Here is a 14285-nt window from a genome sequence, read left to right as displayed (position 1 = left end):
GCGGAGCTGGGCGGATGGTTCGGGACAAGAATAAGCGCAGCGATCCGGAGGCTCGGCGCGACGCGTTGCTGAAGGAGGTCTCCGAAATCGTCCGGCCCGATGCCTACGTCCTGCACGAGGTCATCCGGCTCGGCGGCGACGAGGAGCTGCGGCGCCACGGCCTCGCCCTGTTCCTCTCGGCCTTCGCCGCCGGCCTGAGCATCGCCCTGTCCCTGATCGTGCCGGGGGTCCTGCGGAGCCACCTGCCCGAGACCGATTGGGCCAAGATCGTGAGTTCGATGGGCTATGCGGTGGGATTTCTGGTCGTCGTCCTCGGGCGCCAGCAGCTCTTCACCGAGAACACGATCACGCCGATCCTGCCGCTGCTGCACGACCGCTCGGTGAAGACGGGCCTCCGGGTCATCCGGCTCTGGACCATCGTGCTGTCGGGCAACATCCTGGGAACCCTGGCGATCGCGACGCTGCTCGCCCATTCGGGCGCCTTCGAGCCGCCGGTCCTCAAGGCCTTCGCGGAGATCAGCCACGATGCCATCGCGCACGGCTTCTGGGCGACGTTCATCAAGGCGGTCTTCGCGGGCTGGATGATCGCCCTGATGGTCTGGTTCCTCCCCGCCACGGCCAGCGCGGCGCCGTTCGTGATCCTGCTGATGACGTGGCTGGTGGCGCTCTGCAGCCTCGCCCACATCGTCGCCGGCTCCGTGGAGGCCTTCTACCTGGTCGTTACGGGGGCGGCCTCAATGGGCGATTACGGGCTGAAGTTCTTCCTCCCCACGCTCCTCGGCAACACCTTCGGCGGCGTGGCGCTGGTGGCGGTGCTGAATTACGGGCAGGTCGCTCCGGAGGTGGAGGAGACCAAGGCCGTCGAGGGCGAGCGGACGGATTAGACCCGGACGCCCGGTCCAGAACTGGTCCTGCCACCGCGCGGATCGAGCGCGGTCCGACCCGAAGCGGCCCTCAGCCGATGCGGCCTCGGCCGGACGGCTGGCGCCGACCGAGACGACGACCGCCGTCGCCGTGCAGAGGCCTCGCAGTTCCCGAAACGAAAAAAGCCGCCCGAAGGCGGCTTCTCATTGCGGCGATGCGGGCGCGATCAGGACCGCATGCGGGTCCGGACCTCGCCGAGGCTCGCACGGATCAGGCCCTGCGCCGCCTCGCCCTGCATCCGCTCGCGCAGGATGGTCTCCGATACCTTCACCGCAGCCTCCGCGGCAGCGGCTCGGACCTGGGCCTCGGCCTGCGCCTCGGCCTGGGCGATCTTCGTCTCGGCAGCCTTGGTGCGGCGGGCGAGGAAGTCATCGAGCTTGCGGTGACCCTCCTCGGCGGCGCGCGCGGCCTCCTCGCGGGCACCGGCGACGATCGACTCGGCCTCCTTCTCGGCCTCGGCGCGGCGACGCTTGTAGTCGGCGAGTACGGCGGCCGCTTCCTCGCGCAGGCGCTTGGCCTCGTCGAGTTCGTGGCGGACGCGGTTGGCGCGGCCGTCCAGACCCTTGGTCATCGTCGAGAAGGCACCGGCCTTCCAGGCGATGCCCATGAAGATGACGAAGGCGACGGCGACCCAGAATTCGGCTTCGAGCAGCATCGTGGGATCCCGTTCAGTGTGCGGTGGCGTCGAGGGCGCGGTCGAGGGTGGCCCGGTCGGGGGCCTGACCCGTCAGACGCTCGACGATCGCCGAAGCGGCCTCGCCCGCGATGGAGCGGACGTTGCCCATGGCGGCTTCGGTCCGCGTGCGGATCGTCGCCTCGGCAGCGACGAGCTTGGCGTTCAGCTCCGCCTCCAGCGCCTTGCGCTTGGTCTCGGCCTCGGCGGCCAGCGTGTTCCGGGTGGTCTGCGCGATGTCGCGCGCCTTGCCCTGGGCATCCCGGAGGCCGGTCTCGAAGGCCACGCCGGCGGCATCCGCCTCGGCCTTCATCGCCTGCGCCTGGTCCAGGTCGGCACGCAGGCGCTCGGCGCGGGCGTGCAGGATCGACTGGATCCGCGGCAGCGCGATCTTGTCCATGAGGTAGTAGAGGAGCCCGAAGGCCAGGGCGAGCCAGATCAGCTGCGCCAGGAAGCCCGACGTCTCGAAGGGCGGGAAGGCGCCCGAATGCGCTTCCGTATGTTCGACATGGCCCGGCACGACCTTCGTGTCGGCGCCCGGGGGCGGCGTGGTGAGGGGATTGGGCTGCGCCATGAGACCGCTACACTGACACCGTTCGGTGAGGCCACCGCCGGCGCGGTGACGGACGAAGGTGGACGCCCCGTCGCGGGAGCGTCCACCCGTTCATCGGGCCGGAGCCCGGGAGGAGACCGCGGGGACCGCGGCCTCCGGGGCGCCGATCAGACGGCGAAGAGCAGCAGCAGGGCGATCAGCAGCGAGAAGATGCCGAGCGCCTCGGTGAGGGCGAAGCCCAGGAGCAGGGTGGCGCGCTGGCCGTCGGCCGCAGACGGGTTGCGAAGGGCGCCGGCGAGGAACTGACCGAACAGGTTGCCGAGGCCGATGCCCGCACCCGCCATGCCGAGGCAAGCGAGGCCGGCGCCGATGTACTTCGCAGCGACGGGATCCATGGTAACTCCTGAGGTCTCTTCAGATCGAAACGTGCAGTGACGTTTGCGGCGGGTGGAGCCGGCCAGGTCTGACGACTAGTGGCCGGGGTGAAGGGCGTCGTTGAGGTAGATCGCCGTCAGCGTCGCGAAGACGTAAGCCTGAAGCGCCGCAACGAGGAACTCGAGAGCGGTCAGCGCGATCGTCAGGAACAGCGGGAGCGGCGATAGCACGCTCCAGGCGCCTGCGAGAAGAAGCTGGACCACGAAGAAGGCGAAGATCTTCATCGCGATGTGGCCGGCCAGCATGTTGGCGAACAGACGGACCGACAGGCTGATCGGGCGCGAGATGAACGAGATCACCTCGATCGGCACCAGGATCGCGAGAAGCGGCTTCGGCACGCCCGACGGCACGAACAGGCCGAAGAAATGGGTGCCGTGCTTCATCACACCGAAGATCACCACGGTGGAGATCACCAGCGCCGCGAGGCCGAAGGTGATGATCAGGTGGCTGGTCACCGCGAAGGCGTAGGGGATCATTCCGAAGAGGTTCAGGACGAGCACGAACATGAACAGCGAGAACACCAGCGGCAGGAACCGCTTGCCGCCGTCGCCGGTCGCCTGATGCACGGTATCGGCGATGAATTCGTAGAAGATCTCGGCCAGCGCCTGCATGCGGCCCGGCACGACCGAGCGCGACGCCGTCGCCACGATGGTGATCAGCGCGATCACCCCGACAGCCGCGAACATGTAGAGGGCGGACTGTGTGAACGCGAGCTGCTGATGGCCGATATGGCCCAGCGAAACGAGCGGCTTCAGCTCGAACTGATGAATCGGGTCGATCGTGACCGCCATTCCCGCTTCCGCCCTTCTTGTCCGGCGCGCCGACGGGTGTCGGCCGCCCCACATTCCCTACCGATCGGCGCGCCTTATGGCTCCTGCCGATCGCGCCGTCCCGGACGCGCGCCGGCGAAACCCGACACCCGCATCACGTTGTAGATCCCCGCGACGAACCCCAGCATCAGGAGGACGATCAGGCCCCAGGGCTTCGTCCCGAAGACATGATCGACGATCCAGCCGAGTATGCCCCCTGCGATCACGCCCGCGACGAACTCCGTGGAGATCGTCATGGCCTGGCCCAGCGAGGATGGCCCGCCGTTCCGAGGGCGCGTCGATGGATCGGGAGCAGCCTGCGGCCGCTTCCGTTCGATCTGCGTCTCGAGACGTCTGAGCCTCGCGGAGAGTTCGCTGTCCGTCGGCGTCTGCTGGGTCCCTTTCCCGTCCCTCTGGTCGTCGCCGTTCACGGCTCAAAACTCATCGGGCAGGAGGATCTGGAACCCGCTGGACACCCCCAGCAAGCGGGGCGCACCATAGTTTCGCCTATCTTGAGTGTCAAGGCGAACCCCATACACAGTAAGTCTTTGATTTTGAGTTGGAATTCCAGCTTCAAGCGACGCGCCGGAGCCGCGTTGCGCACAAGGCTCCGGCAGGGCTCTCAGGCCCCGATCAGCGGCTTGATCACCTTCTCCATCCCCTCGACGGTCATCTCGCCGGTATAGCGCTCGCCGTTGATGAAGAAGGTCGGGGTCGAATCGACCTTGAACACGTCGAGGCCGCGCTGCTTCACGGCGTTGACGGCGCTGTAGATCTTCTGGTCCTTCAGGCAGGCCTCGAACGTCTGCTTGTTGTAGCCGGCCTGCCGGAGCATCTGCTCCAGGGCGTCCACAGGCTTGGGCGTGAAGGCCCAGGCCGGCTGCTGGTCGAACAGCAGGTCGGTGATCGGGTAATACTTGGAATCGCCCTGGCAGCGCGCCAGCATGAAAGCCGCCGTCGCCAGCGGGTCGAGGGGGAACTCGCGGAGCGTGAACCGCACCTTGCCGGTGTCGATGTAGCGCTCCTTGAGGGTCGGCCAGGTGTTCCGGTGGAAGGCCGCGCAGTGCGAGCAGGTCATCGACGCGTATTCGATGATCGTGCACTTGGCGTCCGCCGGGCCGAGCCAGACATCGCCGAGGGGACCCGGCTGCAGCAGCGCGGCCATCTCGGAATTCTGCGCCCGGGCGGGCCGCGCGAGATAGGGCAGGGCGAGACCGGCGCCGAGGGCGAGGCCGGAGAATTTGAGAGCGTCGCGTCGCGTCGTCATCGGGCAGGCTCCGCCGGATTGAACAGTCGTGGCGTTCCGAAGCCGGTACTCGGGCGCGACCGTCCTGGCAAGGTGACCGAATCGACCGCTCACCGGTCCGGGCGCGTCGCCACCGCGGCGATGCCGAGGCGATCGAGGGCGGCGCGCAGGCCGTCATCGGCGATCCCCGCTACGGCGCGCTGCACCTCGACGGCGGCGGCCGGATCGATGCGGGCGGGGGAGGGCGCTCGGGCGCCGCGCCCGACCCGGTCCTGCTGCAGAACGATCCGCGAGACGCAGGCCCAGCCGTAATGGGCGTTGATCCGCTGGATCACCACCGGCGCGAGATGCTGCAGCTCGAGGGCGAAGACGCCCTCGACGCGCACCACCAGCGTCCCGGCTTCGGGCGTGCCGGTATCCTTCCGGCGACGCTTGGGCCATTCGAGCTTGGAAGGCCGGCAATATCGCGCGAGCCGTTCGCCGACGATCTCCGGCCAGGCGGCCAGGATGTCGGTCGACGCGAAGCCCTGCGCCGCGAAGGCAGGTCCGATGCAGCTCTCGATCAGCTCGGCCAGCGGTTTGACGCGCGCCATGGTGGTTCCGGCCCTGTGGATCCGCGAAGGTTAGCGCAGGATGGTTGACGAAGGGAGCACGGGGCCGCGCTGTCATCGCCCTATGATCGCCGCCGACCTGCGGCTATGCAGCCTGAACGCATGCCGACCCGCACCGCCACGGATCCCAAGCCCGGCCCCGAACCGCGCGCCGACGAGCTGCTCGCCTGGTACGACCGGCATCGGCGGGTGCTGCCCTGGCGGGCGCTCGCCGGCGAGGTGCCCGATCCCTACCGGGTCTGGCTGTCCGAGGTCATGCTGCAGCAGACCACGATCGCGGCGGTCCGGCCGTATTTCGAGCGCTTCCTGACGCGCTTCCCCGATGTCGTCGCCCTGGCCGACGCCCCCGAGGAGGCGGTGATGTCGGCCTGGGCCGGCCTCGGCTATTATTCACGCGCCCGCAACCTCCATGCCTGCGCCAAGGCGGTCGCGGCGGCTGGCGGGCGGTTTCCCGACACGGCGGACGCCCTGCGCAAGCTGCCGGGAATCGGCGCCTACACGGCCGGGGCCATCGCGGCGATCGCCTTCGACCGGCCGGAGGCCGCCGTCGACGGCAATGTCGAGCGGGTCCTGAGCCGGGCCTACGCGGTGGAGACGCCCCTCCCGGGCAGCCGACCGGAGATCCGCCGCCTGACGCAGGCGCTGGTCCCGGAGGACCGGCCCGGCGACTTCGCCCAGGCGCTCATGGATCTCGGCGCGACGATCTGCACGCCCAAGCGCCCCGCCTGCGCCCTCTGCCCGTGGATGCTGCCCTGCCGCGCCCGGTCGCTCGGCACCCAGCAGACGTTCCCGCGCAAGATCAAGGTCGCCAAGGGCGCGCTCCGCCGCGGTGCGGCCTTCGTGGTGATCCGCAGCGGCGACGAGGCGGTGCTGCTGCGGACGCGCGCGCCGGAGGGGCTGCTCGGCAACATGGCCGAGCCGCCGGGCAGCGCCTGGGAGCCGGACTACGACGTCGCCGCCGCCCTCCTGGACGCGCCGCTGGATGCCCGGTGGAAGCGGCTTCCGGGGCTCGTGCGCCACGGCTTCACGCATTTTCCGCTGGAGTTGACGGTCTTCGTGGCCCGTGTCGCGCTCGCGACACCAGTTCCGGCCGGCATGCGCTTCACCCCGCGCAGCGCCCTCGACGACGAGCCGCTCCCCGACCTGATGCGCAAGGTCCTGGCCCACGCCTTCGATCCGAAGCCGGAGCCCGAGGCGAAGCCGCGCGGACGCCCCCGGAAGGAGCCGCCGCCGATGCCGCTCCTCGCGGCGATGGAGGCGCCGGTGTCGATGCCGGATCCGGACCCGCGCCCGCGCGTGCGGGCCGTTCCGAAGCCCCAGCCGAGGCCGGCGCCCGCGCCACCGCCCGAAGCGGACGATCTGCATGAGGGCGAGGTGGAGCCGCCCGCGACACCGACCTCGCCGCGGCGCCGGGGCCCGGCCCGAAGACGGCCCTGACCCGGTCGCACCGCACGTCCGGGGCTGCCAGCAGGCGCGAGCCCCGGAATCCAGCGACCCTGCCGGTCCGGGACGGTGCCTTTAAGCTCAGTGCCGGCGCGGTTCCGGATTCCGGGCGCAGCGACGGGGCCCAGGGCAGGGCGACATCCGACAGCGTCATGCCAGCCTGGATGGCGTCGCTCCGCCCGCGCGGACGGCCGCGACGTTTGTCAGCCGTTCGCCATCGCCTGCCGCAGGCCCGCCCGGTAGGTGTCGATCACCACCGGCTTGCCGCCGCGCTCCACGTGCCAGAAGGTCCAGCCGTTGCAGGCCGGCAGGCCCTGGACCAGGGCGCCGATCTTGTGGATCGAGCCGATGACGAGGCCGTTGTCGAGCTGGCCGTCGGGGCGGACCGTGGCGCGGAAGCGGCGGCGCTCGTCCGTGACGGTCTCGCCGGGGCGGATATGGCCCGCCTCGATCACCGACAGGAACGGCACCCGCGGCTCGGCGCGCTTGGTCGGCGCCACCATGAGGGCGGCCTTCGACAGGGTCTCGACGGCGGCGATCCGCTCACGGGCGGCCGCCGCGTAGGTCTCCTCGCGCTCGATGCCGATGAAGCGGCGGCCGAGGCGCTTGGCGACGGCGCCGGTGGTGCCGGTGCCGAAGAACGGGTCGAGGACCACGTCGCCGGGATTGGTCGCCGCCAGCAGCGTCCGGGCGAGCAGGGCCTCGGGCTTCTGGGTCGGATGGACCTTGCGCCCGTCCGCATCCTTCAGCCGCTCCTCGCCGGTGCAGAGGGGGATGAACCAGTCGGAGCGCATCTGGAGGTCCTCGTTGCCTCCTTTCAGCGCCTCGTAGTGGAAGGTGTAGCCCTTCGAGTCCGCCGAGCGCGAGGCCCAGATCAGGGTCTCGTGCGCATTGGTGAAGCGCTTGCCGCGGAAGTTCGGCATCGGGTTGGCCTTGCGCCAGACGATGTCGTTGAGGATCCAGTAACCGAGATCCTGCAACGCGCTCCCGACCCGGAAGATGTTGTGGTACGAACCGATCACCCAGAGGGTCGCGTTCGGCTTCATCACGCGGCGGCAGGCGGCGAGCCAGTCCCGGGTGAAGGCGTCGTAGGCCTCGAAGGTGGCGAACTTGTCCCAATCGTCGTCGACGGCGTCGACGCGGCTCTGGTCCGGACGCAGCAGCCCGGCCTCGCCGAGCTGGAGGTTGTAGGGCGGATCGGCGAACACGCAGTCGACGCTGGACGCCGGCAGAGCGTTCATGGCCGCGATACAATCCCCGACGAGAACTTGGTCGAGGGGTAGGGAACGCTGGGCGGGTACGAGACCCATCCGTGGCGCCGACGCGGGCCGCCCGGCACGCGAGACCTGTTTCCGGGCGACGGCGTCGGCAGCCACGGTACGCGGGGAAGCCATGGCAAACACCGGTTACGCGACTGACCGGCAGACCATGCCTCCGGTACGGTAAAGGTCACGTTGTCGAATTCGGCGGCGCCGCGTCCCGTTCTGGGGCTGCAGATTTTGCCGACCCCGCTCTCGGACAATCCTGCGACAGATTAAGCAACGGTTACCCGGCAATCCCGGGCGCCGTTTACGCCGCGATGACCCGTCACATCTGCGGGCGTCCGGCCCTAGCGCAGGGCCTGGACTGTCCGAACCGCCGGGCATGCCGGGCGGCCGCCATGAGGTCTGGATGAGGTCTGGTTTCCGCGTCCGCTTCCAGCTCAGCGGGATGCAGGGTCACAGCCGATGCAGGGCTTAGGAAAATCAGCCCATTTCGGCGCGCCGCAGGGCGGCCTGGACAGTACTTTCCGAATACACGAAAGATCCAAACAATGCATTTTCCGCGAAACAAACGGAAACAAACCGTAATAAACCTCCATGTAATAATCATGATCAGGACGAAATCGGCCAAAATGTGACAGAATCGGCCCGCAAATGCCTGCCATAATCCGGCCGATTTCGGACACGACTGGCGCCGCCCCGACAACAACAAAGGGAATGCGTCGAGAATGTCGTTTGGTTTCGGTAAGCTCGTTGTCTCACTTGGAATGCTGTCCACCGTCGTCGGAACAAGCCTCCCGGCCGCCGCGCAGAGCGGAGCGGCCTCCTGGTATGGAAGCGGTCATCGCACCGCGAACGGCGAGCGTTTCAACCCCAACGGACTGACCGCCGCCCATCGCAGCCTGCCGTTCGGCACCCGGGTCCGCGTCGAGAACAGGCGGACCGGCCGCTCGGTGGTCGTTCGCATCAACGATCGCGGTCCCTTCGTGCGCGGCCGCATCATCGATCTGTCGCGTGGCTCCGCCCGCGCTCTGGGCATGGGCGGCACGACCTACGTGTCGCTGCAAGTCGTGCACTGATCCCTCACGGGCGCCGCACGCGCCGGGCCGCCGCCCGTCCGAGAGGGCGGGGCGGCTCCCCGGGCGTTGTCTGCCGCGCCCGGACGCCCCATCTGCAGCCGGGTTCAGCTCGGATCAGTGCCCATGCCCAAGCCCCTCATCGTCGACATCCCGCACGACCTCGGCCGCGATGAGGCCAAGCGTCGCCTGGAGCACGGCACGGATCAGGCGCGGGCCTTCCTGGCCAAGAGCGGCATCACCGTGGATCAGCTCGCCTGGACGGGGGACCGACTCGATTTCGGCGTGTCGGCGATGACCCAGAAAGTCGCCGGGACGATCGACGTGGGCGCCGAGAGCGTTCGCCTGGAGGTGAAGCTGCCGTTCCTGCTCGCCCTGTTCGCCGAGAAGATCCAGAAGGTCGCGAGCAAGGAGGGCAACCTCCTGCTGACGAAGAAGTAGCGCTCCGGAACCGGATCGGCCGGTCTCTGTTTCCGCGGGACCGGTGCCGAAGTGCGCCGTCGGTCTCGTGGAGGATTACGGTGCCCGATTACACCCTCGCCGATCCGGGGCAGGTCCCCGAGGTCCCGCCGCAGCCGGCTCCGGTGCCGGACCGGCCCTACGATCCGCCGCAGGCCCCGACGCAGCCGCCCGGACCGGAGATCCCGGGGAACACCCCGGCCGAGGCGCCGGGCGTCCATCCGCCGGAGATCCCGGTCAACGATCCGGGCGCGCCCGAGATCAGCCCGCCGACGGGACCGGCCAATCCGATCGCCTGACCGGCCGACGAGGTCGCGGGGCGGCGCCGTTTGAACAGGCCGCCCCACACTGCCATAAGCCGGCCCATGGCCGCTCCCCCGCTCCTCACCCTCCAGGACGTCGCCCTGACTTTCGGCGGCACGCCCCTGATCACCCGTGCCGACATCGCCATCGCGCCGGGTGAGCGCACCTGCCTCGTCGGTCGGAACGGGTCGGGCAAGTCGACGCTCATGAAGATCGCCGCGGGACTCGTCGATCCCGACAAGGGGCGCCGTTTCGTCCAACCCGGCACGACGATCCGCTACCTCGCCCAGGAACCCGACTTCACGGGCTTCGACACCACCCTCGATTTCGTCGAGGCCGGGCTGCCGCCTGGCGAATCGACCCACCGCGCCCGTTACCTGCTGGAGAGCCTCGGCCTCACGGGTGCCGAGGATCCAACCAAGCTCTCCGGCGGCGAGGGGCGGCGCACCGCATTGGCGCAGGCGCTCGCCCCCGAGCCCGACGTGCTGCTTCTCGACGAGCCCACCAACCACCTCGACCTGCCGGCGATCGAGTGGCTCGAGGCCGAGCTGAAGGGCACCCGCGCGGCCCTCGTGCTGATCAGCCACGACCGGCGCTTCCTCTCGGCCCTGTCGCGGGCCACGATCTGGCTCGACCGGGGCGAGACGCGCCGGATCGACCAGGGCTTCTCCAGCTTCGAGGCGTGGCGCGACGCCTTCTTCGAGGAGGAGGAGCGGGACCAGCACAAGCTCGACCGCAAGATCGCCGCCGAGGAGCACTGGCTGCGCTACGGGGTCACCGCCCGGCGCAAGCGCAACGTCCGCCGCCTCGGCAACCTGCACGAGCTGCGCCAGAACCGGCGCGAGGTGCGCCGCCCTGTGGGCAGCGTCAGCATGCAGGCCTCCGATGCCGAATCCTCGGGGAGCCTCGTGGTCGAGGCCCGCGACATCGCCAAGAGCTACGGGGAGCGCAAGATCGTCGACGGGCTGTCCCTTCGGGTGATGCGGGGGGACCGGCTCGGCATCGTCGGGGCGAACGGCGCCGGCAAGAGTACCCTGATCAACCTGCTCATGGGCCGGCTCGCGCCCGATTCCGGGCAGGTCGTCCTCGGCACCAACCTGCTGCCGGTGGTGCTCGATCAGGCCCGCGCCGTGCTGGAGCCCGGGATGACCGTCACCGACGTGCTCACCGGCGGCCGCGGCGACAGCGTCGTGGTGAACGGCCAGAGCCGCCACGTGATCGGCTACCTGAAGGACTTCCTGTTCACCCCCGAGCAGGCCCGCACGCCCGTCTCGGTCCTGTCCGGCGGCGAGCGCAACCGCTTGCTGATCGCCCGGGCCCTGGCCCAGCCGGCGAATCTCCTCGTCCTCGATGAGCCCACGAACGACCTCGACCTCGAGACCCTCGACCTGCTCCAGGAGATGCTGGGCGACTACCAGGGGACGCTGATCCTGGTGAGCCACGACCGCGACTTCCTCGACCGCGTGGCGGGCAGCGTGCTGGTGTCCGAGGGCGCCGGCCGCTGGGTCGAGTATGCAGGCGGCTACAGCGACATGCTGGTCCAGCGGGGCCAGGGCGTCGAGGCGCGGACCGTCGCGCCGAAGGCGAAGGAGCCGCGCGAGCGCAACGCCGCACCGGCGGCCCAGCCCGCGGGCAAGCCCAAGCTCGGCTTCAAGGACCAGCACGAGTTGAAGACGCTGCCGGCCCGCATCGAGAAGCTGGAGGCGGCGATCGCCCAGCTCAAGACGATCCTGGCCGACCCCGAACTCTACGCCCGCGATCCGGCCCGGTTCGACAAGGCTTCGACCATGCTGGCGCAGGCCGAGACCGAGCTGTCGCAGGCGGAGGATCGCTGGCTGGAGCTGGAGATGCTTCAGGCGGGGTGACCACCGCAGCATCAGGCCGCGAGACGTACCGGACCGGAGACCGCATGACCGCCTACCAGATTCTCGAACAGCGCTTCGCCCGGCTCGCGGCCCTCGAGGGCGCGGCCGGGATCCTCGGCTGGGACGCGCAGACCCTGATGCCGGACGGCGCCGCCGAGGCCCGCGGGGACCAGCTCGCGATTCTGCGCGGGCTCGCCCACGGGATGCTCACCGCTCCCGAGGCCGCCGAGGAACTGGCGGCCGCCGAGCAGGGCGGCGACCTCGAACCCTGGGCCGCCGCCAACCTGCGGGAGATGCGCCGCACCCAGGCCCATGCCACGGCCGTCCCCCGCGACCTCGTCGAGGCCAGCTCCCGCGCCGTGTCCCGCTCGGAGATGGTGTGGCGCGAGGCGCGGCGCGACGCCGACTTCGCCCGCCTCGAGCCCCACCTCGCCGAGGTGCTGCGGCTCCAGCGGGAGATCGGCCAGGCGAAGGGCGCGGCCCTCGGGCTCGACCCCTACGACGCGCTTCTCGACGGCTACGATCCCGGCATGCGCCGGGCGACGATCGATCCGCTCTTCGCGGATCTAACCGGCTGGCTGCCGGACCTGATCGCCCGCGCGCGCGAGATCCAGGCGTCCCGTTCGGCGCCGCTCCCGCTCGCCGGCCCGTTCGACGTGGCGGTGCAGCGCGATCTCGGCCTCAGGCTGATGGAGGCGGTGGGATTCGACTTCACCCGCGGCCGGCTCGACATCAGTCTGCATCCGTTCTGCGGCGGCGCCACCGACGACGTCCGGATCACCACCCGCTACGACGCGGCCGATTTCGGGCGGGCCCTGATGGGCGTTCTCCACGAGACCGGACACGCCCTCTACGAGCAGGGCCGGCCGGCCGCGTGGCGGAACCAGCCGGTCGGCGCGGCGCGGGGGATGAGCCTGCACGAGAGCCAGTCGCTCATCGTCGAGATGCAGGCCTGCCGGAGCCGGGACTTCTTCACCTTCCTGGCGCCGCTCCTGCAGGCGGCCTTCGGGCGTTCCGGACCGGAATGGTCGCCGGAGAACCTGCACGCGCTCAACATCCGGGTGGCGCCGGGCTTCATCCGGGTGGATGCCGACGAGGCAACCTACCCGGCCCATATCCTCCTGCGCTACCGTCTGGAGACGGCGATGATCGCGGGCGACCTCGCGGTGCGCGATCTGCCGGGGGCGTTCAACGACGGCCTGCGTGATCTCCTCGGCCTCACCGTACCGGACGACCGGGTCGGTTGCCTCCAGGATATCCACTGGCCGAGTGGCGCCTTCGGCTATTTCCCGACCTACACCCTCGGCGCCCTGGCCGCCGCGCAGCTGTTCCGCGCCGCCCGGTCGGCCGAGCCGGCCTTACCGGACCGCCTCGCGCAGGGCGATTTCGGCCCCTTGCGGGACTGGCTCCGGACGAACGTCCACGCGGTCGGAAGCCTGCTGGACACCGACGCGCTGCTCACCCGCGCCACCGGGACGCCACTCGGCACGGAAGCGTTCCGGGCGCATCTTGAGGCACGCTATCTCGGGGGCTCGGGCGCCTGAGGAGGGCCGCGCGCCGGGACGGGGCGCTTCCAGCCCCTTCTACAGCGCCACCACGTCCACCGCTTCGCCGAGCCTGTCACGGGCGATGTCCGCCACGTGGCGGTGGTGCGTGAACAGGATTGGCTGGACCCGTTCCCCGATCGCCGCCAGGGCGTCCAGACCGTAGCCGGTCCGGGTCTCGTCGAAGGTCGAGAACAGGTCGTCGCCGATGAAGGGCGCCGGCTCGGCGCGTTCGGCGTAGTCTTCCAGGTAGGCCAGCCGCAAGGCGAGGTAGAGCTGGTCGCGGGTGCCCTCGCTCATGCCCTCGATCGCCACCGTGCCGCCCCCGGCGCGCTGCCCCGCGAGCTTCGGGGTGTCGGCCTCGTCGTAGATCTGGGCAAGGCCGGAGAACGCGCCGCCGGTGAGGGCCCGGAACAGCGCGCCCGCCCGGGCGACGAGGGGATCCTGCTGCCCCGCGCGATGGCGGGCCACCGCCTGCCCCAGCATCAGACCGGCGAGCCGCAGCACGGCCCAGGAGCGCGCCGCCGCCTGGAGATCCGCCTCCGCCGCCTTGCGCTCGGCGAGGGCCAGTTCGGCGCCGGTGCCGCCCTCCAGTTCCGCCCGGCGCCGCTCGGCGCGGTCGCGGTCGGCGAAGATCACCTGCCCGCGTTCGGCCTGCTCCTCGGCCTCGAGCGCCAGACGTGCCAGTTCGGCCTCGATGGCCTCTGGGGGCAGGGTCTCGAGACCGGCGCGCAGCTCGGCCTCGGGAAGCCCGTCGGCTGCGCCCGCGAGGCTGCCGCGGAGCCGCAGACGCTCGGCGCGCAGCAGCTCCCGGGCACTCAAGCGGCCGAACAGACGATCGATCTCCGCAGTCGGGGCAGCGGCGAGGTCCGGCATCGCCTCGGCCACCAGCCGGACGAGGGTCGCCCGGGCCGACTCGTGCGATTCCGCGGCATCGCGATGCGCCAACTCGGCCTCCTCGCGGCGGCGGTCGAGCTCGGCACGCCGCGCTTCCCGGGCCTGTGCGGCGACGAGGCGGCCGTGGAGGGTCCGGATCGCACCGGCGGGCGGCGCCTGCGCGAGGTCGGGCGCCAGGGCCTCGA

The 14285-nt window shown here is 70.3% G+C and carries 16 protein-coding genes; 7 read left to right on the top strand and 9 right to left on the bottom strand.

Features of this window, described 5'->3' with window-relative positions; all coding sequences use genetic code 11:
• Nucleotides 1–14: 14 nt before the first annotated feature.
• On the top strand, nucleotides 15–884 hold the full coding sequence (locus I53_RS14655; protein ID WP_043351916.1) for a formate/nitrite transporter family protein: 870 nt from the start codon (nucleotides 15–17) through the stop codon (nucleotides 882–884).
• Nucleotides 885–1090: 206 nt separating this feature from the next.
• On the opposite strand, the gene I53_RS14650 is transcribed toward I53_RS14655, so the two are convergent.
• The 7 genes from I53_RS14650 to I53_RS14620 all read right to left on the bottom strand — a co-directional run bounded on the left by I53_RS14650 (nucleotide 1091) and on the right by I53_RS14620 (nucleotide 5233).
• On the bottom strand, nucleotides 1091–1576 hold the full coding sequence (locus tag I53_RS14650; protein ID WP_170861837.1) for an ATP F0F1 synthase subunit B: 486 nt from the start codon (nucleotides 1574–1576) through the stop codon (nucleotides 1091–1093).
• Between the two features lie 16 nt (nucleotides 1577–1592).
• Entirely contained in the window at nucleotides 1593–2171 is a 579-nt protein-coding gene (locus tag I53_RS14645) for an ATP synthase subunit B (protein ID WP_043351914.1), read from the bottom strand.
• 146 nt (nucleotides 2172–2317) lie between these two features.
• On the bottom strand, nucleotides 2318–2545 hold the full coding sequence (locus I53_RS14640) for a F0F1 ATP synthase subunit C (RefSeq protein ID WP_007566773.1): 228 nt from the start codon (nucleotides 2543–2545) through the stop codon (nucleotides 2318–2320).
• 75 nt (nucleotides 2546–2620) lie between these two features.
• Nucleotides 2621–3376 (bottom strand): F0F1 ATP synthase subunit A, encoded by a 756-nt coding sequence (locus I53_RS14635; RefSeq protein WP_043351912.1) that lies wholly within the window; start codon nucleotides 3374–3376, stop codon nucleotides 2621–2623.
• A gap of 74 nt (nucleotides 3377–3450) precedes the next feature.
• The gene (locus tag I53_RS14630) at nucleotides 3451–3825 is read right to left on the bottom strand and encodes an AtpZ/AtpI family protein (RefSeq protein WP_043351911.1); all 375 of its coding nucleotides are present in this window, start codon (nucleotides 3823–3825) and stop codon (nucleotides 3451–3453) included.
• 191 nt (nucleotides 3826–4016) lie between these two features.
• Entirely contained in the window at nucleotides 4017–4661 is a 645-nt protein-coding gene (locus I53_RS14625; protein ID WP_043351909.1) for a DsbA family protein, read from the bottom strand.
• Between the two features lie 89 nt (nucleotides 4662–4750).
• On the bottom strand, nucleotides 4751–5233 hold the full coding sequence (locus I53_RS14620; RefSeq protein ID WP_043351907.1) for a DciA family protein: 483 nt from the start codon (nucleotides 5231–5233) through the stop codon (nucleotides 4751–4753).
• 120 nt (nucleotides 5234–5353) lie between these two features.
• Between I53_RS14620 and mutY the strand changes: the two genes are divergently transcribed.
• Nucleotides 5354–6688, top strand: coding sequence for an A/G-specific adenine glycosylase (gene mutY, locus I53_RS14615; RefSeq protein WP_043351906.1), 1335 nt, complete (start codon nucleotides 5354–5356; stop codon nucleotides 6686–6688).
• Between the two features lie 209 nt (nucleotides 6689–6897).
• Here the strand turns inward: mutY and I53_RS14610 are convergent, their stop codons facing one another.
• The gene (locus I53_RS14610) at nucleotides 6898–8088 is read right to left on the bottom strand and encodes a site-specific DNA-methyltransferase (protein ID WP_269466602.1); all 1191 of its coding nucleotides are present in this window, start codon (nucleotides 8086–8088) and stop codon (nucleotides 6898–6900) included.
• A gap of 596 nt (nucleotides 8089–8684) precedes the next feature.
• On the opposite strand from I53_RS14610, the gene I53_RS14605 reads away from it, so the two are divergent.
• From I53_RS14605 to I53_RS14585, 5 genes are all read left to right on the top strand, one after another.
• Entirely contained in the window at nucleotides 8685–9035 is a 351-nt protein-coding gene (locus tag I53_RS14605) for a septal ring lytic transglycosylase RlpA family protein (RefSeq protein ID WP_051044822.1), read from the top strand.
• 123 nt (nucleotides 9036–9158) lie between these two features.
• Nucleotides 9159–9473, top strand: a complete 315-nt coding sequence (locus I53_RS14600; protein WP_043351901.1) for a polyhydroxyalkanoic acid system family protein — start codon at nucleotides 9159–9161, stop codon at nucleotides 9471–9473.
• An 80-nt stretch (nucleotides 9474–9553) separates the two neighbouring features.
• On the top strand, nucleotides 9554–9790 hold the full coding sequence (locus I53_RS14595; RefSeq protein ID WP_043351899.1) for a hypothetical protein: 237 nt from the start codon (nucleotides 9554–9556) through the stop codon (nucleotides 9788–9790).
• A gap of 66 nt (nucleotides 9791–9856) precedes the next feature.
• The gene (locus tag I53_RS14590) at nucleotides 9857–11659 is read left to right on the top strand and encodes an ATP-binding cassette domain-containing protein (protein WP_043351897.1); all 1803 of its coding nucleotides are present in this window, start codon (nucleotides 9857–9859) and stop codon (nucleotides 11657–11659) included.
• 44 nt (nucleotides 11660–11703) lie between these two features.
• Entirely contained in the window at nucleotides 11704–13203 is a 1500-nt protein-coding gene (locus tag I53_RS14585) for a carboxypeptidase M32 (RefSeq protein WP_043351896.1), read from the top strand.
• A gap of 39 nt (nucleotides 13204–13242) precedes the next feature.
• Here the strand turns inward: I53_RS14585 and I53_RS14580 are convergent.
• Nucleotides 13243–14285: chromosome segregation protein SMC (locus tag I53_RS14580; RefSeq protein WP_043351894.1), on the bottom strand; the 1043-nt coding region annotated here is incomplete at its 5' end.

Source organism: Methylobacterium sp. B1 (genome assembly GCF_000333255.1).
Lineage (GTDB): Bacteria > Pseudomonadota > Alphaproteobacteria > Rhizobiales > Beijerinckiaceae > Methylobacterium > Methylobacterium fujisawaense.
Note: the sequence above shows the minus strand (reverse complement) of the source record. Positions and strands in the feature narration are given on the sequence as shown.

Bases quoted from the DNA above. Each gene is read 5' to 3' on its own strand.
- I53_RS14655 (WP_043351916.1), top strand. From the start codon at position 15: ATGGTTCGGGACAAGAATAAGCGCAGCGATCCGGAGGCTCGGCGCGAC.
- I53_RS14645 (WP_043351914.1), bottom strand. From the start codon at position 2,171: ATGGCGCAGCCCAATCCCCTCACCACGCCGCCCCCGGGCGCCGACACG.
- I53_RS14640 (WP_007566773.1), bottom strand. From the start codon at position 2,545: ATGGATCCCGTCGCTGCGAAGTACATCGGCGCCGGCCTCGCTTGCCTC.
- I53_RS14635 (WP_043351912.1), bottom strand. From the start codon at position 3,376: ATGGCGGTCACGATCGACCCGATTCATCAGTTCGAGCTGAAGCCGCTC.
- I53_RS14625 (WP_043351909.1), bottom strand. From the start codon at position 4,661: ATGACGACGCGACGCGACGCTCTCAAATTCTCCGGCCTCGCCCTCGGC.
- I53_RS14620 (WP_043351907.1), bottom strand. From the start codon at position 5,233: ATGGCGCGCGTCAAACCGCTGGCCGAGCTGATCGAGAGCTGCATCGGA.
- mutY (WP_043351906.1), top strand. From the start codon at position 5,354: ATGCCGACCCGCACCGCCACGGATCCCAAGCCCGGCCCCGAACCGCGC.
- I53_RS14610 (WP_269466602.1), bottom strand. From the start codon at position 8,088: ATGGCTTCCCCGCGTACCGTGGCTGCCGACGCCGTCGCCCGGAAACAG.
- I53_RS14605 (WP_051044822.1), top strand. From the start codon at position 8,685: ATGTCGTTTGGTTTCGGTAAGCTCGTTGTCTCACTTGGAATGCTGTCC.
- I53_RS14600 (WP_043351901.1), top strand. From the start codon at position 9,159: ATGCCCAAGCCCCTCATCGTCGACATCCCGCACGACCTCGGCCGCGAT.
- I53_RS14590 (WP_043351897.1), top strand. From the start codon at position 9,857: ATGGCCGCTCCCCCGCTCCTCACCCTCCAGGACGTCGCCCTGACTTTC.
- I53_RS14585 (WP_043351896.1), top strand. From the start codon at position 11,704: ATGACCGCCTACCAGATTCTCGAACAGCGCTTCGCCCGGCTCGCGGCC.